A 21,771-nucleotide genomic window follows, 5' to 3' on the forward strand; every position below is an offset into this window, starting at 1 on the left:
AATGTAGAAAAGGGGAAGGTTTTAGATAAACTCTTCCCCTTTCTTTTTTGCGTTGGAGACAAACTCTCGAAATTTTTTCTCCGCATCAAGTTTACAGATCAACAGCACATTATCTGTTTCGTTTACTAGGTAATTTTCCAGACCTTGAACAACAACTAGCTTATCCCCTTTCACCTTGATATAACTGTTTTTTGTTTCATACAAAACAGCATTTGCCTCCACCACATTATTGTCTTCATCCTTGTCCCGTAGATCATACAGACTACTCCATGAACCCAAATCTGACCAACCGAAATCACCCAGAATAACATATACCTGACTCGATTTTTCCATGATTCCATAGTCAATCGAAATATTTTTCATTTGAGTATAGGCAGCAGATACAAACTCTGCCTCACCAGCTTTACCATAGATTTCTTTCCCTTCTTCAAATACTTCAGCCAAATCCGGCATGTGCTCTTCAAATGCATTGATTAAGCTTCCTGCTTTCCAAATAAACATCCCCGAATTCCACACAAAATCCCCACTTTCGATTAAGGTCTTAACTAATTTGGAATTTGGCTTTTCTATAAAAGTCTTTACTCGGTACACATGCGTATTTGGCTGTTCTATGTATTGGATATAGCCATATCCTATTTCCGGCCTGTTTGGCTTGATTCCGAGGGTGATTAATTTTCCGTCATTTGCTGCCTCTATCGCTTTCTGAAGGGTACGATCAAACTTCTTCTCTTGCAAAATCAGGTGATCAGCAGGAGTTACAATAATGGTAGCGTCTGGATCTTTAGAATAAATACTGTAAGTCGCATAGCCAATACAAGTTGCGGTATTTTTTCGCAATGGCTCAGTTAAAATCTGGTGATCGTTCAGCTCCGGCAACTGTTCTTTGACCAATGCGAGGTATTTTCTGTAGGTAATGACCACAAACTGATCTGGATCTGCCATTTCAGCAAATCGATCATAGGTCATTTGCAATAAGGTACGACCAGTCCCTAGTATATCCAAAAATTGCTTTGGTCGCTTTCTGCGACTGTAAGGCCAAAATCGGGAGCCGATGCCACCGGCCATAATAAGAATATAGGGTTTATTGTGCATACTAAAAGTTAAACAATTCCTTCTTTCATCAATTCATGAATATGAACAAAACCAGCGATTTTATCTCCATTCATCGCGACGAGCTGCGTGATATTATGATTTTTCATCATATTCAGCGCTCGAATGGCATATTCTTGTGTTGAAATCGATTTTGGATTTACAGTCATAATATCAGAGGCCTGAAGCGACTGAATATCAAGTGATTTTTGAAGCATTCTTCGCAAATCTCCGTCGGTGATGATTCCTTTCAAATTACCAGCTGAATCCACTACAGAAGTAGCACCTAGCCTTTTTCCAGAAATCTCCATGATTACTTCTGCCAATCCGGCATTTTCGGTGACTATAGGAATCTCATTTCCACCCAAAACATCACCTACTCTAAGATACAACTGCTTTCCTAAAGATCCGCCCGGATGATACTTTGCAAAATCATCTGAAGTAAATCCTCTGGCTTCCAAAAGACATACTGCCAAGGCATCTCCTAAGGCTAAATGTGCAGTAGTACTGGTGGTCGGCGCCAAATTATGCGGACAAGCTTCCTCCCCGATGGTTGCATTTAACACATAATCCGCTTGCTCGGCCAGAAAGCTTTTTGGGTTACTAACGAGTGCCACCAGTTTTGACCCTAGCTTTTTAAGTAGAGGAACCAGCACTTTTATCTCCGGAGTATTACCGCTTTTAGAAATACAAATAATGATATCATCTTCCTGAATCATTCCCAGATCTCCGTGAATCGCATCAGCTGCGTGCATGAAAATAGCTTTCGTTCCAGTGGAATTGAGCGTGGCAACTATCTTATTAGCAATAAGTGCGCTTTTTCCCACACCGGTAATTACCACCCTGCCTTTTGAAAGTAAAATATGCTCTACGCAGGCGTCAAAATCGCCATCTAAAAAATCAATAAGATTTAACACTGCCTGAGCCTCGTTTTGCAACACTCTCGTGGCTGTATTTCTAATATTTTTAGCTAAATTCAATTTTACCTGTGTTTATAACTAATTTTGAACCTGGGTATAAATGTAATAAATCATTCCTGTTTACAGGCTTTAGTTACCCTTTTAGCCCCTTAACAAGTGGAAGAAAAAGTAAAATCAGATCTCAAAAAAATCTTTGGATTCAGTCAATTCCGTGGAAATCAAGAATTGATCGTTGATAATTTGCTCAATAAGCGGAATACGTTCGTCATCATGCCTACGGGCGCTGGTAAATCGTTGTGCTATCAATTGCCGGCTGTGATGAGAGAGGGCACTGCTATCGTGATTTCCCCTTTGATAGCTTTGATGAAAAACCAAGTGGATCAGTTACAAGCATTGGGAATCAATGCGCATTTTCTGAATTCTACTTTGAATAAATCGGAAGCTACTCGAGTAAAAAGCGAGGTGCTCAAAAAGAAAACCAAACTTTTATATGTGGCTCCTGAGTCATTGACCAAGCAGGAAAACGTGGATTTTCTTAAGTCTGCGCATCTCAGTTTTGTCGCCATAGATGAAGCACACTGCATCTCTGAGTGGGGACATGATTTCAGACCAGAATACAGAAGGATTAAATCCATTATAGCACAAATCGCACCTGATCTACCGATCATTGCGCTTACGGCTACTGCGACGCCAAAGGTGCAGCAGGATATTCAACGGAACCTACAGATGGAAGAGGCAGATTTATTTAAGTCTTCCTTCAACAGAACCAATCTTTTCTATGAGGTTCGACCAAAAGTGAAAAATGATTCTAAAAAGGATTTAATCAAATTCATAAAGGGTCACAAAGGCAAATCCGGCATAATCTATTGCCTCAGTCGCAAAAAAGTAGAGGAAATCGCTCAACTTCTCAAAGTAAATCAAGTCAATGCGGCTCCTTATCATGCAGGGTTAGATTCCTCTGTTCGGATCAAGACTCAGGACGATTTCCTTAATGAAGAACTGGATGTAATCGTTGCAACAATTGCTTTTGGGATGGGAATCGACAAGCCGGATGTTCGTTACGTAATCCACTACGATGTGCCTAAATCTTTGGAAGGATATTATCAGGAAACTGGTCGAGCTGGGCGTGACGGACTGGAAGGTCATTGCCTCATGTTCTACAGATATGAGGACATTGTAAAACTTGACAAATTCAATAAGGACAAACCTGTAACTGAGCGGGAAAATGCCAAAATCCTTTTACAAGAGATGGCAGCTTACTCTGAGACAGGTGTGTGTAGAAGGAAGTTTATCCTGAATTATTTCGGAGAAACGATGAATGACGATTGTGGCTTCTGTGACAATTGTAAGCGACACAGGGAAACATTCGAAGGTATGGACATGGTGACTACCGTGTTGGAAGCTGCCAAACAAACCAATGAACGTTTTGGACTTGATCACCTTGTAAAAGTGATTGTGGGCGAATCCACCGATTACGTGCTGAGTTATTCTCATGATAAACTTCCAGTTTTTGGGAAAGGAAAAGAATCTTCCGAGAAAACTTGGATTGGTGTAATCCGCCAGGTGATGATTCTAAATATGCTTGAAAAGGACATCGAAAGTTACGGAGTCTTGAAATTAACTTCTAAGGGCAAGGATTTTCTTGAGTCTCCTTTTAAAATTGACCTACACCATGACCATGATTTCGCTAAGGAAGTAGAATCAGGCCAAGCCGAAATTGTGATCAGTACCGGAATCGCCTATGACGAGAAGTTGTTTGAACTTTTAAAAGCAGAGCGTAAAAAAGTAGCCCGTTCCAAAGGACTTCCTCCCTATGTCATCTTTCAAGATCCATCATTGGAAGAAATGGCAACCGTCTATCCTACCACGCGTGAGGAGCTAGCGCAAATCATAGGCGTAGGTATGGGAAAAGTCGTTAAATTCGGGTCTTCATTCCTGAAACTTATATCAAATTACGTAGAGGAGAATGAAATTGAGACTGCTTCAGATGTGGTAGTAAAATCATCTGGGACCAGGTCCAAAGTGAAAATTTCAATAATCCAGCAGATCGATCGCAAGGTAGGCTTGGATGAGGTAGCCGAAAACCTCAACATAAGTATGAGTGACTTGCTCCATGAAATCGAGCAAATCATTTATAGCGGAACTAAACTAAATATAGATTACTACATAGAAGCAATTATGGATGAAGACCGGGAGGATATGCTCCACGATTACTTCATGAATGCGACTAGTGATCAGATCAAAGCAGCTTTAGATGAACTCGAAGACGAGGACTTTGCAGAAGATGAATTGCGGGTTTATCGGATCAAATTCATCTCTGAGCATGCAAATTAACTTGAATTGAGTCAATGAATATACTCTTATTAGGGAGCGGAGGCAGAGAACATGCTTTCGCTTGGAAGATTGTACAAAGCACCGATTGTACCCAATTATATGTAGCTCCAGGCAATGCCGGCACCGAAAGCATAGCAACCAATGTCAATCTCAGCATCACAGAATTTGACGGAATCAAAGATTTTATCACTTCCAAAAACATTAGCCTAGTAGTCGTAGGACCGGAAGAGCCTTTAGTAAAAGGCATCGTCGATTACCTTCAAAACCAACCTGAAACTGCTGCAATTCCCGTTGTGGGACCTTCCCAATTAGGGGCTACATTGGAAGGTAGCAAGGACTTTTCGAAACGCTTTATGCAGCGTAATAATGTCCCGACGGCAGCCTATGAGACATTCACCGCAGATCAGTTGGAAGAAGGGCTTACTTATTTGGATAGGCAAAGTCTTCCGATTGTATTAAAAGCAGATGGCCTAGCTGCCGGCAAAGGCGTGCTTATCTGTTTAACTTTAGAGGAAGCAAAAAATTCGTTGAAGGAAATGCTTTTGGATCAGAAGTTTGGTGAGGCTTCTTCGAAGGTTGTAATTGAAGAGTTTTTGACTGGAATCGAGCTTTCTGTTTTCGTCGCTACTGATGGGAAAAATTATAAGATTTTGCCGGAGGCGAAAGATTATAAGCGAATCGGAGAAGGAGATACAGGATTAAATACAGGAGGAATGGGTGCTGTGAGCCCAGTTATTTTCGCAGATGAGGCCTTTATGGCTAAAGTAGAAGAAAAAGTAGTTAAGCCTACCGTAGAAGGTCTCGCAAAAGAGAATATCCCTTACAAAGGATTCCTATTCATTGGCCTGATGAATAAAGATGGAGAGCCACACGTCATCGAATATAACGTGCGTATGGGCGACCCGGAGACAGAAGCTGTACTTCCTAGAATTGAAAGTGACTTTTTGGCTTTGCTTCATGGCATCGGCACTGGAACCCTGGATTCTTATGAATTAAAAATCTCTCCTGACTATGCGACTACCGTAGTAATGGTTAGTGGTGGATATCCAGGGTCATATGAAAAAGGAAAAGTTATTTCTCTGCCTGATACGGTGCAGGGAGCGGAGATTTTCCATGCAGGTACTGGAAGAAATGAATCAGGAGAATTAGTCAACCAAGGTGGTCGGGTAATCGCTGTAACAGGAAAAGGGGAATCATTGCAGGAAGCCTTGAGCAATGCCTTCACAACCGTAAAAGGGATCAATTGGGATCAAGCCTACTACCGCAAGGATATCGGAATGGATATCTTGAACTTAATGTAATTAAACCCAAAACTAATCAGGGCTTAGTCCCTGTCTATATATTATGTCTGGATGTAGCACATGCTCAACCTCCTCAGGAGGAACCGGAGGCTGTCAAAGTAACGGCACCTGCGGGACGAGTGATTGTAATAAAATGAATGTTTTCGATTGGCTGTCTCACATGGGAATTCCCGAGGTAGACAACTTTGATATAGTAGAAGTAAAATTCAAAGGAGGAAGAAAAGAGTACTTTCGAAATGTAGATTTTCTCGCCTTAAATACCGGTGACCCTGTCGTTGTAGACGTCCCAAGCGGGCATCACATCGGCTATGTTTCCCTGCAGGGCGAACTTGTTCGTCTGCAAATGCAAAAAAGAAAAATCAGGAATGACGACGAAATCCTGAGAATATACCGTGTCGCAAATCAAAAAGACATGGAAAAGTGGGGAGAAGCCCAAAACCGGGAAATCCCAACGCTTTATCGATGCCGTCAGATAGTCGAAGAATTTGGGCTGAAAATGAAAATGTCCGATGTTGAATATCAGGCAGATAACTCCAAAGCTACTTTCTACTATTCTGCAGATGACCGTGTTGATTTCCGTGAATTGATCAAAGCACTGGCAGGAGAATTCAGAATCAGAGTAGAAATGCGCCAAATCAGCCTACGACAAGAAGCTGGAAGACTTGGCGGAATTGGCGTTTGCGGAAGAGAACTATGCTGTTCTACTTGGCTGGTTGACTTCAAAAATGTCAGCACATCTGCAGCACGATATCAGAACCTTTCTCTAAACCCAGGTAAATTAAGTGGTCAATGCGGTAGACTTAAATGCTGTCTCAATTATGAGTTGGATACGTACATAGATGCTATCAAAGACATTCCATCTATAGATCGTCCTCTTCAGACAGAGTCAGGCCCAGCAAAACTTCAGAAAACGGATATTTTCCGTAAGCTGATGTGGTTTAGCTACAACAATGATAACGACTGGCATAGCATCACTTGTGAGCGAGTGAAGGAGATCCTTGAAATCAACGAAAAAGGAAAAAAAGTCTTTACCCTTCAATATAATGAAGCTTCAGAAATTGAAGATTTAGCAGCTAAATCAACTAGAGAACTTGAGCTTTTAGATAAAAAGTTTGCGTCTTCTAGCCCTAAACGCAAGAAAAAGCCACGTCCACAAAATAGAAATTCAGGCGGAAACAGAAATCAACAAGGATCGAATAAACCTGATTCTAAACCAAACAAACCTGAAGCTCAGCAGAATGCTAATCAGGGTCCAAGACCAGCTGGAGATCAGCCTAAAAAGCGCAGGAACAAGAACAGAAATAAGCCTAGAAATCCTGATGCAAATGCTGGACAAACACCAGCAACTCAACCTCAGCAGCCAAAAGCAAAGGGTGGACCTCCCAAGAGGCAAAATGTACAGAAGCCAAAACCAGCTGAAGGTAATGCAGGAAATGCTAGTACAAATGACGCTAAGCCAAAACCACAAGCGAAGAAGAGATTTCCACCAAGAAAAAACCAAGGTCCTAATCCAAATAAACCAGGGAATGAATAAGGTTAAACATTACCTTTTTATAGTTCTTATCCTCGTAACTGCTGCCTGCACAGACGGGCGCATTTACGAGGATTTTCATAGCCTCCCAAATCAAAATTGGAGTATTACAGATAGTCTTGTTTTCGACCTTCAGGATGTGGAGCTCATCAATACGCCTGATCTAGTCGCAGTGAAGTTTAACGAGGAATATGCTTTTTCTAATTGCTATATGAGAGTAATTAGCAAAGATTCTGCTGGTGTAATTCTGGACAATAAGCTAGTGAATTTGATCTTATTCGACCCTAAATCCGGTGAACCCCTTGGTGAAGGATTTGGAAATTCTTACACGCGCTACGATACACTTCCTTTCCTATTTGATCAAAATACCAAGAGTGTTACGCTGTTGCAATACATGAGGCAGGACTTATTGCCAGGCGTGGAAGCAGTTGGGATTAAGATTTTGAAATAAATTATTAACGGCTATTTCAGACCTTTCTGAAAACAAACGCTATTCTCAACCCCAACGTATTGCGCATAATTTGGGATGATGGAATACCCTTTCTTTTTATAGAATTCTACTGCTTCCACTTGCCGTTTTCCAGTTTCGAGCACACATTTTTTATAGCCTAATTCGGCAGCCCAACTCTCCAGTTCAGACAACACCCGCGAAGCCAGTCCCTTGCTTCTGGCATCTGGCTGTGTAAACATCCGCTTTACCTCCATGGAGTCTTTATCAAATTCCTTAATCGCACCGCATGCCATTGGAATCCCATTTGCATAGCAAACCACCACATTCCTCAGATTAACGATCTTATTGAATTGATTGTAAAAATCATGCTCTCTACCATCCTTTTCAGCTAAATAGGCATCGAGTTGCTTTACTAAAGCTACAAAATCAGGATTGGAGGAATCAGTACGAGTAAGTGTGATCATAGGATGAATGTAAATTTCTGATGGAATCAATTCGAACAGTTTATGGAAAAAATACAAAAACTTATAGAATAGTTTATCTAAATAACTATCTTAAAAGCAGAAAACACATCCTATGATTAAAAAAAGACTTTTCATCTCCTGCCTTTTTATTGCCTTAATTTCTTGTTCAAAAGAATCTTCCCTAGTTCAAGATCAAAATGTAACAGTCACAAAAGTTTCAACTACCGTCCGCCATTCCCTAGAGGATAAATTATTTAATGCGAAAACTGGAGAGCCTATCTCCATGGAAGAGTTCTCGAAAATGATAAAAGAAAACCCGACCATCGGCTTAGATAAAATTTATGATAAATACGGAAATCCAGAAAAATTCCTGTACGACCCAGATGAACCAAGCAAAAATTACTCTCAAAGAGATCCAGCACTCCAACCTCAAGTTGGACAAAAATTTCCTGACTTTGTTTTCACAACTATAGATAATAAAGAGATCTCCTCAGAGGAAATGTTGGGAAAATGGGTGATTGTTAGATTTGATTTTTTTGCAGATAAAATGGATATAGATAACTACGTTTCCTTTTCAAAAGTCATCAATAAAATTTCTAAGTCAGGGAACCTAACTACTGTTTTATGTTCTTTGGATACAAAGGAAAACATTGATAGAGAGTTAAGTATGTTTTCTGATGTGATTCATTTAGTCGGTGATGGCCAAGGCTTCTTTGCAAAATATCACATAACCAGAATGCCTACCACCATTTTGATAGATCCATCTCAAAATGTGGTTTCATATTTAGATAAGGATAGCTATTCAGAAATTCAATCATTGATTCATCCCTAGTCCACATTTGCTAAGAATTTAAAAAAGTTTGTAAAACCCCAAATCTTATTTTTAGAGGTTAACCTCTAGATTCGAGGACACAATCGCCATTCCTTAGAAAATACCTTTGTTAAAATTTCATTTCTTATCTTGAAACAATAAACCAAAATTAACTCAAGAGATGAACAACAAGGGCCTTTTTGCTTTAATTCTAACTCACCTTTTCGTATTAAGCTCCTTATCCATCAGCTTTGGACAATCCTCTCCAAAACCTTTTGTCTATGGAGATTTATTGCCAGATGCGCCAGAATTGGCAGCACGAGGTGAGTATTCCGTTGGAGTTCAGACCTTAGATTTAATAAATCCGAATCAGATCGATATTCTGAATTATGGCAAGGGAGGAGATTCCCTTTATAATAGACCTTTGAAGGTGGAAATCTGGTATCCCGCAACTGCGAATTCAAATGAATTAATTTCTTATGATGAAGTAATGGGGCAGAATGGATCGCCAACTCGACCTCTTATTCCCTTCACTTTTCTAGGTAGAGCGACAAGAAATGCTAAATCAGCCAACTCAAGCGCCCCTTTTCCACTGGTAATTGTATCGCACGGATATACTGGTTCTAGATATTTGATGACTTACCTCACTGAAAATCTCGCATCCAAAGGCTATGTAGTAGTAGCAATAGATCACACCGAAGCCACATTCAGAGATGCGGCTGGATTTCAAAGTACGCTCCTAAACAGATCTCTTGATGATCTTTTTGTGCTGAATGAAATAGCAAGGTTGGGTAATGAGGAAGGCTCATTTTTGAAAGGTGTTGTCAATGCTGATAACACCGCACTAATTGGTTATTCGATGGGTGGCTACGGCGCGGTGAATGTAGCAGGTGCAGGCTATAGCCCACAAGCTGTCCAACTATTCACAGGCATGACTGGAGGAAGTAAAGCTTTGCTGAGACGCTCGGTTGGCAATCCTGAATTTGAGGCATCCATCGATCCACGAATCAAAGTGATCGTTGCTTTTGCTCCTTGGGGAATGCAACGTGGTGTTTGGAATGCAGAAGGTTTGGCTGGAATTAAGATCCCTTCGCTATTCATAGCAGGAAGTAAGGATGATATCTCCGGCTATGAGGAAGGGACAAAAGCCATCTATGAAGGGGCTGTCAACTCAGAGAGATACCTTCTCACATATATTGACGCTCGACATAACACTGCTCCTAACCCTCCACCAGCTGAAGCGCTTGAGCTAGGAAGACCAATCGATGAATATTTGAGATATGCTGATTCCGTTTGGGATATGCGTAGAATCAATAATATCAACCAACACTTTGTTACTGCATTTCTTGGATACTACCTGAAAGGAAATGAAGACTACAAATCCTATATGGATGTGAATGCAAATCCAGAAAAGAAGGAATGGCCAGGATTTAAGCCAAGAACTACAGTTGGATTAGAGTTGGATCACCAAAGTCCTAAAAACTAACTACTGTAATTCTGCCTCAATCCTTTTTCAAATTAGAATGTTGATCTTTCTTATGAAAAAAGTGCTTTAATACTATTATGAAAAGAGGTTTTGAATTTCTCAAATTGCTAAAAGAAAATAACAACAGGGAGTGGTTTATTGAGCATAAACTTGAGTACGATTTGATTGCAAAGGCAAACAAAGCGTATTTCAACAAGATTTATACGGAACTGCAAAACCACGATAGTTTATCCGGAATTCACATTTCCAGAATCTACCGCGATGTTCGCTTCTCAAAAGATAAAACTCCCTATAAGACCAACTTCGGAGCTGGATACTCCCGAACAAAACCCTTGCTAAGAGGTGGTTATTACATTCAGTTAGAACCAAATAATAGTTTTGTTGGAGGAGGCTTTTGGGCTCCAAACAAAGACGATCTGCTAAATATTCGAAAGGAATTTGAAACGGATACTAGAGAAATTCAGGAGATAACTTCAGAGAATACATTTGTGAAATACTTCGAAGAACTCCAAGGGGAAGACGCTGTAAAAAACGCTCCAAAAGGCTTCGATAAAGATCATCCTGCAATTGATTTGATTAAGAGAAAGCAATTTGTAGTAAAAAGAAAATTCTCAGATAAAGAGGTTTTATCTGAGAATTTTATGGGCGAAGTCATTCTGACATTTTTAGCTATGCGCCCATTTTTTGATTACATGAGTGAAGTGCTTACTACAAATCACAATGGGGAATTAATAGCCTAGAGGATCTCAATAAGGCACAAAAGCAAGTTTCCTTGGTCTATCAAATCTTACAATCCGTACTTCTCCCCCATTCCTTTGATCAGCTTATAACCATTCTCTGCCATATCCCATGGTTCAGAGAAGTTTCTCCACACGCCTATAGAATTTGCAAAAGCGGGATCATTTCTGGTAAAGCCTTCGATAGTCAACCAGCCCTTATAATTCACTTCTGCAAGCGCTTTAAACGTTTCATCAAAATTCACATGACCGGAACCTGGGGTTCCTCTGTCATTTTCAGAAATATGAAAGTGCCCCAATTGTGGAGCAATAAACTTAATTGCATCTCCGAGCTTTTTCTCCTCAATATTCGCATGATGGGTATCAAACATTGCTTTTACATTCGAGTGATCGACTTTCTTCAATAAATAAGAAAGCTGCTCCATCGTATTACATAGGTAACATTCGAAGCGGTTTAATGCCTCTGGGGTCAATAAAACCCCAGCATCTTTGGCATAATCCCCAACCCCACTGAGCACTTCAGCTGACCAATTGTATTCATCCTCGATTGGTTCTCTAGACGCAAAAACAGTGAATCCCGAATGAAACGGCCCACAAAGCACTTGTGAATTGAGATCATGAGCTCTGTCAATTACCCATTTTAGTTGCTCACTTGCTGCTTTACGCACGGTGGCATCTGGAGAAATTGGATTTTGCTCCGGCCCCATCACCGTGACTGCAGTCACTTCAAGTCCTATGTCAGCACAATGTTTTCCCACCAACTTGAAGGATTCTTCAGGCGAACCTCCGATAAAAAACTCAGCTCCATCGTACCCAATCTTTTTCAGGCGATCGAGAACTGGCAATAGTGCCTCTGACATCTCTGCCGACCATGCCAGCACATTGAATCCTATTTTGTTCATAGTTTATTTTTGCAAACTGACCACAGTCCACTGCCAAATTTCGGTCGACCGTTGACTGTGGTCTGTGGACTTATTTTTTACTTAAAATCACTAACCTTCATTCCCTTCCTAAAGCTATCAAAGCCAAACATAGTCGGCTCATAGTTGCCCACAATATCTACTGACAATTCAGAAGTAATCACCTCAGGCATATCCAATAACCAAAAGGAAGCATTCACGATCAAGCGACGCATATCCTCCACTTGAAAATCAATGGAAGATCCTAGAGTACTGCCCAGTACTTTCCCAGTTTTCCCACCGTCAAGCGAATACTCCTTTGTCCAGGCAATTGGCATAATTGACTTATCCCACATCAACGGGGATTCAGGAGTCATTCCAGCTGTAGATTGACCGAACAGAAGTACGTTGGCAGAAGATGGTAAATTCTTTATCGAGTAAACATCGGTTGGAGCCCAGATATCATCAACTCCTCTCAATATCGGGTGATCAGCATCACGGTCAACTCCATCGATCAATGCTCTTGTACCCTCAGATTTGTGGATACCATGGTGTGCTACCCAGGTTTCACCAACAATTTGCTGACCAAAGCCACCTTCCCAGCCAGGCACTTTGCTGTTCCAAGTCCATTTAGCAAAAGGAGAGTTTTGATCTTTTATAGCAAAAGGATGAGTAGAAGTTCTGAGTGCGATAAAAGGTTTTCCTGATTTGAAATAGTCTTCCAAGTGTTTCATTTGATCCATTGGAAGGTCTCGAAAACGAATAAGCATAATCACGAGATCAGCCTGCTTTAGATGCTCCAAACCAGGAATGTTATTTTGATAGCTAGGGACAACATTACCGGTTTCAGGCTCGATAGGGAATAATACAGTAGTGTTAAAACCAAAGTGCTCTGAAAGAATTTTTGCCATCATCGGCATGGACTCCTCGGACCTGTACTCATCATCTCCTGATATAAGGACTACATTCTTACCTTGGCCAGGCCCACTTTTACCATTGAATTGTAAAAAGGTTTGACCGTTTTGAGCTGAAACACAGGAAATTGATAAGACAGCAATTAAAATCAATAAAAATGCAGATTTTTTGGGAGGTGAGATTTTCATAGTATTTAAGGGAATGAATTGGGAAAATAGTAAAACTTTCAAGTGTTTTCGTCCTGTTTCCAAATTTCTATTTCGGTATCGATTCCGTTAATTCTTTAGCCTTTCAACATAGATATAGAAAGACTAGCAATAAAAAATACCTACTTTCTCATTCGAAAATCAATTTACAATACTCAAATACCCTAAAAACATGAAATCAAGCAGATCGTCTCGGACAAACCCCGGAATGATATTTAAGCATGCGAGATCTCAGCGGGTGATATAAAAACAACAATAAACTCATGAAAACGGACAGAAGAAATTTTCTCAAAACTGGCTCACTAGCCGCATTAGGATTTAGTGGGATCTCTATAGTTCCTTCCTCAGTACTAGGCAAATCTATGGGACATATAGCTCCGAGCGATAAGGTCAACCTTGCTTGCTGTGGGATAGGTAACCGTGGTGCTCAAATTATGAATGCACTTTATGAAACTGGGCTCTGCAATATCGTAGCCCTTTGTGATGTAGATATGGGCGCGCCCCATACTACTGCGATGATGGAGAAATTCCCAAATGCTAAGCGATTCAAAGATTTCAGAAGAATGTTTGATGAGTTTGGAAATGGGTTTGAAGCAATCACTGTGGGAACTCCAGATTTCTCTCACTTCCCAATCACCATGCTTGCTATGTCTGAAGGGAAGCATGTCTATACCGAAAAGCCAATGGCCCGTACATTCAATGAGGTAACTCTTATGATGGACAGTGCCAAAAGGCATAAGGTAGTGACTCAAATGGGTAACCAAGGTCACTCAGAAGGCAATTACTTCCAATTCAAAGCTTGGAAAGAAGCTGGTATTATCAAGGATGTGACCGCAGTGACGGCTCATATGAACAGCCCAAGAAGATGGCATGGTTGGGATGTAAATATGCAAAGCTTTCCAAAAGCTGAAGCAATGCCATCCACGCTCGATTGGGATACTTGGCTGATGGCTCGGTCCGAACACGACTACAATAAAGATTTTATCAATGGCCAATGGAGATGTTGGTACGACTTCGGCATGGGCGCGCTAGGAGATTGGGGTGCACATACTATGGATACTGCACATGAATTTCTTGAATTAGGATTGCCTTATGAAGTAGATCCAGTGATGCTCCGAGGTCACAATCCTTTCTTCTTCCCAATGTCATCAACTTTAGCATTCAAATTCCCTGAGCGTGGTGATATGCCGCCTTTGACTATGACCTGGTATGATGGGGTGGATAATGTGCCACCAGTACCTGCTGACTATGGAACCTCAGAATTGAATGCTGATATTCCAGCTGCAAGTACAGGTCAAATTCAGCCTGCAAAGTTGAATCCAGGGAAAATTATTTATGGTAAAGATCTTACTTTCAAAGGTGGATCACATGGAAGTACACTCTCGATAATCGGAGAAGAAAAAGCCAAAGACATGGCAAGTAAACTACCTGAAGTACCTGAAAGTCCATCAAACCACTTTGCTAACTTCCTGAAAGCTTGTAAAGGAGAGGAGGAAACTCGTTCTAGATTTGAAATAGCAGGTCCACTTAGTCAAGTATTCTGCTTAGGGGTATTGGCACAGCAATTAAATACCACCTTGAAGTTTGATAGAGAAACTCAACGCATCACGAACAACCCACTTGCAAATCAGCTACTAACTGGTGAAGCCCCAAGAAAAGGTTGGGAAGAGTTCTATACACTGTAATTACGATTAGCTTAACGCCAAAGGCTGGAACGAGAGATCGTTTCAGCTTTTTTTATGGGAAAAAATTTCTCGCGACGGGGCTGCGACGCAGCGAAAACATCTCCCGTAACAGGTTTACCTTTATCGTATCGCAAAATCTCATAAGAAATATTTTCAGGACAAAACATTCGAGATTCAAGAAAACTCAAATGACATATAACTCCCCGCGCCGTTGCGTCGCCGCGAGAAAAAAACAATGATTTCCCGGGATACTTTGTTAGAACTTAGGGCAAGGAAGCAATGTGTCTCTTCTTCGTGGTTGGCCTTGATTACTATTTGGTAAGGTCCAAGATAAGCTCAACTCGTGTGCTCCGCCAGATTGAATGCCTAGCTGAGAAACCGTGTAATCGAAGCTGTAGCCTACATTCAGTCCTGAGAGTAAGTTCAACCCTACCATCATCACGATCGCATCTCGATTACTTTGCTCTTCTACTTTTTTGTAAGGCAAACCTCTATACCAAAGTCCAAATACTATAGGCTCTACATAAAAATAAGCTCCGACATCCAGCTGCTCAAATGGCCCTTGCTTCTTGTAATTGATGGTTGGAGTCAAATAGCGTTGTTTTCTGATATGGGTGAAATCACCTCGCATAGAACCTTCTCCCAGATTTATTCTATAGCCTGCATGTGCTGAGAACTTTACAGGTAAAGGACTATCGCCGTCAATAAAAGATTGATTCGGCTGGTTCACATGATGTGCAGACCCACCAACCCAAAAATCTTCCGTAAAAAACAATCCGCCAAAACTAAGTGAAAGCATATTAACCGGATCACCTAAGCCAGCAATATCTGTTCCTGGGAAAATAGGGCCAAAGGGGTCGTTTGGATTGATTTGATTGGCGAAAATGAGATTTTCATAAAACCCAATTTCTCTTCGGATATAGCTAGCCTGAAAACCTGGGCGGAAAAAAGTTTTTTCTCCAAGCTTCAACTCGTAAGAATAAATGGCTGAAATGGTAGTAGACCGAAGTTTGGATGCTCCCTCAGTATCTTGCATAACCATTACACCTATACCTGAGTTGTAATCATTCAGGTAGGTATCGTAGTAAGCAGAAAATGTTGTGAACTGAGCATCAATACTTGGCCATTGGTTTCTATAGTTGAATCCAACACGTCCAGTCAACTCAGATCCAGCGAATGCTGGATTTAAGTAAAGTGGTGCCGCGTAATATTGGCTATATTGCGGATCCTGTGCATAAGCATTACTCCCAACAAATAGTCCAACCACACAAAGAAAAACAACGTAAACCAGAGACCGTAACAAGTATTTGTTCGTTAATTTGAATATTCAGTAGGCTTCTTCAACGTTACAGAACGTATGTTGTTTTAGAAGCAGTTCGAAAATTATGAAAAGCAGCCCTAATTCCATAAGGTTACCCTACATTTTTACGATTACCCTCCTATTTACAACTTTTGTATTTAATACCGCGGTGTATTCGCAGGGATTTAATGACAATGAGTGGATTTTTGGGTATTGTGGTGGATCTACGGAAAATAATTATTTATCCTTCGGAAAAGGAAACTCGCCTAACGTACAGTCTATTCCGGGATCAATTGTCTTTACAAAAAACAATTCTGCTCTTGCGATTGACCCTATCACTGGACAACCTCTTTTTCTTACCAATGGGGAATTAGTTTACGACTTTAGTCAAAATCCTATCCAAGGAGTTGGCTCAGGGCTGAATGGTAATATTGACGGTGTACAGCAGGTAGCAACTGGCTTCTTAGAATATGATCCAGATGGAAACAAGCTTTTTTATATTTTCTATCTCTCGCTGGGAGGAGAGCTTCAATATGCAGTAGTGGATATGAATGCCCCAGGCCAAGCAACTGGAAATGAACGACCTTTGGGTGAAATCACCTCAAGCGACAATGTAATAGGCAATGGATCTGGAGCTATTTTAGTTGTAAAAACGCCAGCTTCACCATCCTACCTGATCAGCTTTGACAACGGAAATCTAATTTCTAGAAGTATTGACTCTGGTGAGGGAAGTTTCACTGTTACAGACAATCAGGCTATTTCCTCCACTCCAAAACAGATCGTTTTTAATGAGGAGACTAGTCAGTTAATCATCATACCTGAATCCAATACTGACCCTATTTTGGTATTGGACTTTAATACTAGTAGTGGGACTTTTGGTTCACCAACTCCAATATCTCAATCTTCTGGAAATGGTGACTATGGTGGAGCGGAATTCTCTCCTGATGGTAATTACATTTATTATTCAGCTGGAGATTCGCTTTTTAGAGTTCCTGTTTCAGACCTTTCTGGCACTCCAGAAGTAATGCCAATTGTTGGACCAGGAACGCCACCTACTGGGATTTTCGCAGTATATGATATCAAAGCGGGACCAGACGGAAATATTTATTATATCTATGAAGAGGTAGATGGTGGCCCGCAAATGATAGGGAAAGTAACGAATCCAAACGAAACTGATTTGACTCTGGTGGAAGTTGAGGAAGACCCTTTTGCTGGGGTAGATTTCTGCGGGACAGTATTCCCAACTTTTGCTCCAAATGCAGATATTACTCCTACTGTAGATTTTACATGGGATCCAGAAATGCCTTGTGCGAACAATCCAATTCAACTAACATCAGTGCTCACTCCTGAGAACTATAGACCGGTAAGTTTTGCATGGAATTTTGACCCTCCACTTACAGACTCCACAGGTAATGCTTTGCCAGCTGACTATGCACAGGAGCATTTTTTGATTCCTGCAGATGCTGCGTCAGGACAAAGTCTAAACGTGACGCTGGATGTAACCTTTGCCGATAGTTCCACACTATCTGCAAACCATACCATTACCTTAACTGAAAATAACCTTCAAGCTAATTTTTCTCCACAAGACACCACTTTGTGTGAAACTTGCATAGATCTAAGCCCTTTACTATCTGCTCAGGCAGGAGAAGAAGATGGTGGCGCCGGTGGCGGAGGTGGAGTTGGTAGTGGGCAAGGTGGTGGGGAGAATTATGAATACTTCTGGTCCAATAAGCGTGATCAGGGATGGATCGGAGAAGAAGCCAATGAAGTTTGTTCTCCAGGTCTGTATTGGGTTTTGGTACGTGAACCAGGAACTTCCTGCTACGCTTATGCTGAGATTCGTGTCAAGATGTGGGATGTCCAGGATCAGACAAATAATATCTGGTACTTTGGTGATGGAGCAGGACTTGATTTCAACCCTGATCCAGACGATCCTGATGCTCCGACTCCGAGACCAATAGCATCGAGGCATCCTCAAAACATACCAGCTGGAACTACTACTATATCCGATCAGGCAGGCCAAGTACTGTTCTACACAGATGGCGAATCAGTTTGGGATCTCAATGGAGATTTAATGGAAAATGGCGAGGACATTGGCGGAGATAATTCCAGCAGCCAAGGAGTAATCGCTGTGCCTGTTCCAGGAGAAGAAACGCTTTTCTACTTGTTCACAACACAACTTTCGGCAAATGGAACCAACGAGGCGAAATACTCTTTGGTAGATATCAAATCAGAAAATCCAACGGGTGTTGGAAATGTCGTCACCAAAGATAATTTCCTTTTCAGTCCATCCTCAGAGCATACTGCAGCTTTGGATGCGGGAGATACTACTTGGGTTGTATTTCACGAACTCGGAAACAATACATTCCGAGCGTACCCAGTATCTGCACAAGGCATTGGTCAACCAGTTTTGAGTTCTGTAGGATCTGATCACGGCTTCAATTCTGGCGTTGGTACTATGAAGTTTAATTCTGATGGCGATCAAATTGCTGTGACCATTTCTGAAGGTGGATGTAATAAATTAGAAATTTTTGATTTCGATAGTGATACTGGAGAAATGACCGAATACGCAAGAATTGATCTTGGCTGTGATGGAGATGTGTATGGAATGGAGTTCTCCGAGGATGGGGAGCGAATCTTAGTCTCCTATAGAAATGGCGGTCCAGGAATTGAAGAATTCATAATTAAGGCAAATGAAAATGACGGCGATCCGGATGCAGCTGTTTGCCCAACCTGCTTCAATGGAGCAAGTACAAGAGCGCAAATAGAAGCTTGTATTATCAGCACTAAAAATCAAATTAGCGATACAGGGGGACTTGATCTTGGTGCATTGCAAATTGGACCAAATGGCCAGATCTATGTTGCTGTAGTAGGCGATAATAGAATTGGTCAAATCAATGTAGGTTCAGGTTGTAATTCGCAAAGTACCTTTACTCAAGATGGTGTAGAGGCCATGCCAGGTACCTCAAATCTTGGATTACCATCCTTTGTCCAAAACTCAGGAAGTTCAATTCCCGAACCAAGTCTAGCTGCACCTGCCAGACTTTGTCTTGATCCTGAGCTAGGGGCTGGAGCACTATTAGAAGGTGGTGGAGAACCAGATATTGATAGCTATTTCTGGACTATTACCAATCAGGATGACGGTACAATTATTCGCAGCAATTACGGCGGACCGGGAGATGAATTCCAGAATTTGGATCAAATATTTAATAATCCAGGTACTTATACCGTAGAACTTAGAGTGGATAGATGTGGTGATGCTGAGTATTTCAGAGCGACCACAGAGATTTTGGTAGAAGCTCCACCAGAATTGACTTTAGCAGATGATGCTACCCTTTGTGCAGGTAACCCTGTCACTCTGACTGCTATAGATGGGTATGATCCTGCTGAAGGCTTGTATGATTTCGAGTGGACTAATGCTGCTGGACAAGTTTTTGGAGACGTCGATTCTAATACAATCACCGTTGACGAAGAAAGCATCTACACAGTAAGTGTTAGCTATAGACTGCCAGATGGCCTTTCTGAAGATGAAGCCCTACTCTATGAAACCTGTCCTTCTACGGCTGAAATTTTTGTAGGCCCAGCATTCGAATTTGACCTAACTCAGACAGCCACGGAAGTTTGTTATGAAGAGACTTCAGTAACATTTGCGCCAAACACCCCTATCACAGGAGAATGGTTTTACGAGCTGAATGGCGATCCAAACAGAGTTGCATTAGGAGAGTTTTTCGAACTAGAATTGTTTATCAATTCACTTCCTGGTCCTGGCCAATACGAAATCATTTTCGTTACCCAAGACCCAATTTTGGAAGGATGCATAGTTGAGAAAAAATTAGATCTATTGGTGAATGAGTTGCCTATTTTCACAGCAATTCAAACTACCCCGGCAACAGATTGTAATACTCCTGATGGATCATTTGAGATCACCATGCAATCAGATGCTTCCACTTTGACTGTGCTTGAGACTGGGGACACTTTCTCCAATGTAACCGCTGGAAGTTCTGTTCAAGTAACAGGTGTTCTGCCTGGAGTTTATACTATTGAAGCCGAAAATAGTTTTGGCTGTACCTATACCGGAAGTGTCACTGTAGAGAACAGTAATCCTCCGGTAGGATTTGAATATACAGTCACGCCTACTGAGGAAATTTGTGGACCATCTGGCGTTCAAAACGGCATGTTGACTATTAACTTCACCAATCCTCCTCAATCTGGCTCTTATACGGTAACTCGGCAAGGTGACGGGCAGACTTTCCAAGGGACATTTACTAATACCAGTCAGTTTGATATTTTGGTTCCTTATGGAGATTACGCAGTAGAGATCCAGGATCCAACTGGTTGCGCTATCCCTGACCCAACGATTTATAATATAGCTCAGAAATTTGAAGTAGTATTTTCGGTTCCTTCTGACTTAACAGCCTGCGAAAGCTTCACATTCATTCCTACTTCGCCTGATGCCTTGAACTATACAGTGACAAATTCAGGTGGAACCGTAATCACTCCAGACGCAAATGGAGAGTTTACAATCACCCTTTCCGACACCTATTCGGTTAGAGGCGAAGATCCAACTGGCATAAATTGTCCAAGAGAAGAAACGGTTGTGGCTAACATTACACAGCCAATAGATTTTGAGATTTCACCACCAGTAGTGGACTGCCAGGTAGGAATTCAATATGAGGCTATTTTGAACAATGCTGATCCGGCGGATGTGATTTTCCTTTGGAAAGACGAATTAGGCGTGATTGTGGGAAGAAGACAGATTTTTGTTCCTAGCAGATCTGGTGATTACACCTTGGAAGTTCAGCCAGTAGCGGGTGGGTTATGCCCAGTGGACAAAAAATCTTTCACTGCAGAAGTTATTTCCCAGCGAGTAGATGTGAGTCTTGATATTGTTCCTTTCTGTGTGGACCAAACCAGCACAACTATAACGGTAGATGCGGATATGACTAACGTGGCAGATATCGAATGGTACTCCGTACTGAATGGTACCCGTACTCGGATCACTGCTTTTGATGGGTTGCCAATTATTGAAGTTTCCCAGGAAGGCACTTATGAGGCTTTACTCAGAAGTAGCGTAGGCTGTGAACTTGGCCGTGCCAATGGAGTAGTTTCAAAATCGACAATTATTCCTCCGGTAGTTCCTGCTGGATTCACCATATGTGCTATTGAAGGAGTGACTCAGACTATTGATCCTGGTACATACGATAACTACTCTTGGAAATTAAACGGGGTTGAAGTCTCTCAGGCACCTATTTTCACCCCAACTGAGGGTGGGATCTATGAACTTACCGTTTCTGACAATTTAGGCTGTGCCTATGTGGCCACCATTGATGTAGTGGAAGATTGTTCATTGAAAATTGTCTTTCCAAATGGCGTAGTGCTCAATGACCCAAATAGAAACTTTATCCTTTATGCAAACGAATACATTGATGATGTGGAAGTCTATATTTATAATCGTTGGGGTGAATTGATCTTTTATTGTGAACATGAAAATGTTGAGCCAAGCCAACCTTTCTGCCCTTGGGATGGACAAGTTAGAGGAGAATTTGTGCCAAACGGAACATATGCGGTAGTTGTGAAGTTTACCAGTACTGACCAGAACATAACACAAAAATTAACCAAGGCGATTACAGTAATTCAATAGT

15 protein-coding genes are annotated in these 21,771 nt (G+C 41.3%); 9 read left to right on the forward strand and 6 right to left on the reverse strand.

Going from position 1 to position 21,771, the window contains the following annotated elements:
- Positions 1-21 precede the first annotated feature (21 nt).
- Both ACPUEN_RS11345 and ACPUEN_RS11350 read right to left on the reverse strand, forming a co-directional pair.
- Positions 22-1,092: a mannose-1-phosphate guanylyltransferase gene (locus ACPUEN_RS11345; RefSeq protein WP_425635984.1), complete on the reverse strand. Its 1,071-nt coding sequence runs from the start codon at positions 1,090-1,092 to the stop codon at positions 22-24.
- An 8-nt stretch (positions 1,093-1,100) separates the two neighbouring features.
- On the reverse strand, positions 1,101-2,069 hold the full coding sequence (locus tag ACPUEN_RS11350) for a KpsF/GutQ family sugar-phosphate isomerase (protein ID WP_425635985.1): 969 nt from the start codon (positions 2,067-2,069) through the stop codon (positions 1,101-1,103).
- Positions 2,070-2,165: 96 nt separating this feature from the next.
- Between ACPUEN_RS11350 and recQ the strand changes: the two genes are divergently transcribed.
- From recQ to ACPUEN_RS11370, 4 genes are all read left to right on the forward strand, one after another.
- Complete coding sequence (gene recQ / locus ACPUEN_RS11355; protein ID WP_425635986.1) at positions 2,166-4,343, forward strand: DNA helicase RecQ; 2,178 nt, start codon at positions 2,166-2,168, stop codon at positions 4,341-4,343.
- A gap of 14 nt (positions 4,344-4,357) precedes the next feature.
- Positions 4,358-5,644, forward strand: a complete 1,287-nt coding sequence (gene purD, locus ACPUEN_RS11360) for a phosphoribosylamine--glycine ligase (RefSeq protein ID WP_425635987.1) — start codon at positions 4,358-4,360, stop codon at positions 5,642-5,644.
- Between the two features lie 133 nt (positions 5,645-5,777).
- Entirely contained in the window at positions 5,778-7,178 is a 1,401-nt protein-coding gene (ricT, locus tag ACPUEN_RS11365) for a regulatory iron-sulfur-containing complex subunit RicT (protein ID WP_425635988.1), read from the forward strand.
- A complete protein-coding gene (locus ACPUEN_RS11370) occupies positions 7,171-7,626 on the forward strand; it encodes a gliding motility lipoprotein GldH (RefSeq protein WP_425635989.1) in 456 nt (151 codons plus the stop codon). Before ricT ends, ACPUEN_RS11370 begins: the two co-directional genes overlap by 8 nt.
- Positions 7,627-7,637: 11 nt before the next feature.
- Here ACPUEN_RS11370 and ACPUEN_RS11375 read toward each other — a convergent pair whose 3' ends face one another.
- Entirely contained in the window at positions 7,638-8,120 is a 483-nt protein-coding gene (locus ACPUEN_RS11375; protein WP_425635990.1) for a GNAT family N-acetyltransferase, read from the reverse strand.
- Between the two features lie 82 nt (positions 8,121-8,202).
- Here ACPUEN_RS11375 and ACPUEN_RS11380 point away from each other — a divergent pair, with 82 nt between their 5' ends.
- From ACPUEN_RS11380 to ACPUEN_RS11390, 3 genes are all read left to right on the forward strand, one after another.
- Positions 8,203-8,922: a TlpA family protein disulfide reductase gene (locus tag ACPUEN_RS11380; RefSeq protein ID WP_425635991.1), complete on the forward strand. Its 720-nt coding sequence runs from the start codon at positions 8,203-8,205 to the stop codon at positions 8,920-8,922.
- A 160-nt stretch (positions 8,923-9,082) separates the two neighbouring features.
- Positions 9,083-10,387: an alpha/beta hydrolase family protein gene (locus ACPUEN_RS11385; RefSeq protein ID WP_425635992.1), complete on the forward strand. Its 1,305-nt coding sequence runs from the start codon at positions 9,083-9,085 to the stop codon at positions 10,385-10,387.
- Between the two features lie 77 nt (positions 10,388-10,464).
- Positions 10,465-11,127: a DUF2461 domain-containing protein gene (locus ACPUEN_RS11390; protein ID WP_425635993.1), complete on the forward strand. Its 663-nt coding sequence runs from the start codon at positions 10,465-10,467 to the stop codon at positions 11,125-11,127.
- Positions 11,128-11,174: 47 nt separating this feature from the next.
- On the opposite strand, the gene ACPUEN_RS11395 is transcribed toward ACPUEN_RS11390, so the two are convergent.
- On the reverse strand, positions 11,175-12,026 hold the full coding sequence (locus ACPUEN_RS11395; protein ID WP_425635994.1) for a sugar phosphate isomerase/epimerase family protein: 852 nt from the start codon (positions 12,024-12,026) through the stop codon (positions 11,175-11,177).
- 77 nt (positions 12,027-12,103) lie between these two features.
- Entirely contained in the window at positions 12,104-13,126 is a 1,023-nt protein-coding gene (locus ACPUEN_RS11400) for a ThuA domain-containing protein (RefSeq protein WP_425635995.1), read from the reverse strand.
- Between the two features lie 281 nt (positions 13,127-13,407).
- On the opposite strand from ACPUEN_RS11400, the gene ACPUEN_RS11405 reads away from it, so the two are divergent.
- Entirely contained in the window at positions 13,408-14,829 is a 1,422-nt protein-coding gene (locus tag ACPUEN_RS11405; RefSeq protein ID WP_425635996.1) for a Gfo/Idh/MocA family oxidoreductase, read from the forward strand.
- A gap of 256 nt (positions 14,830-15,085) precedes the next feature.
- Here ACPUEN_RS11405 and ACPUEN_RS11410 read toward each other — a convergent pair whose 3' ends face one another.
- On the reverse strand, positions 15,086-16,132 hold the full coding sequence (locus tag ACPUEN_RS11410; RefSeq protein ID WP_425635997.1) for a PorP/SprF family type IX secretion system membrane protein: 1,047 nt from the start codon (positions 16,130-16,132) through the stop codon (positions 15,086-15,088).
- 82 nt (positions 16,133-16,214) lie between these two features.
- Between ACPUEN_RS11410 and ACPUEN_RS11415 the strand changes: the two genes are divergently transcribed.
- The gene (locus tag ACPUEN_RS11415; protein ID WP_425635998.1) at positions 16,215-21,770 is read left to right on the forward strand and encodes a gliding motility-associated C-terminal domain-containing protein; all 5,556 of its coding nucleotides are present in this window, start codon (positions 16,215-16,217) and stop codon (positions 21,768-21,770) included.
- Position 21,771: the final 1 nt, after the last annotated feature.

This window comes from Algoriphagus yeomjeoni, from assembly GCF_049821175.1.
Taxonomy (GTDB): Bacteria; Bacteroidota; Bacteroidia; order Cytophagales; family Cyclobacteriaceae; genus Algoriphagus; species Algoriphagus yeomjeoni_A.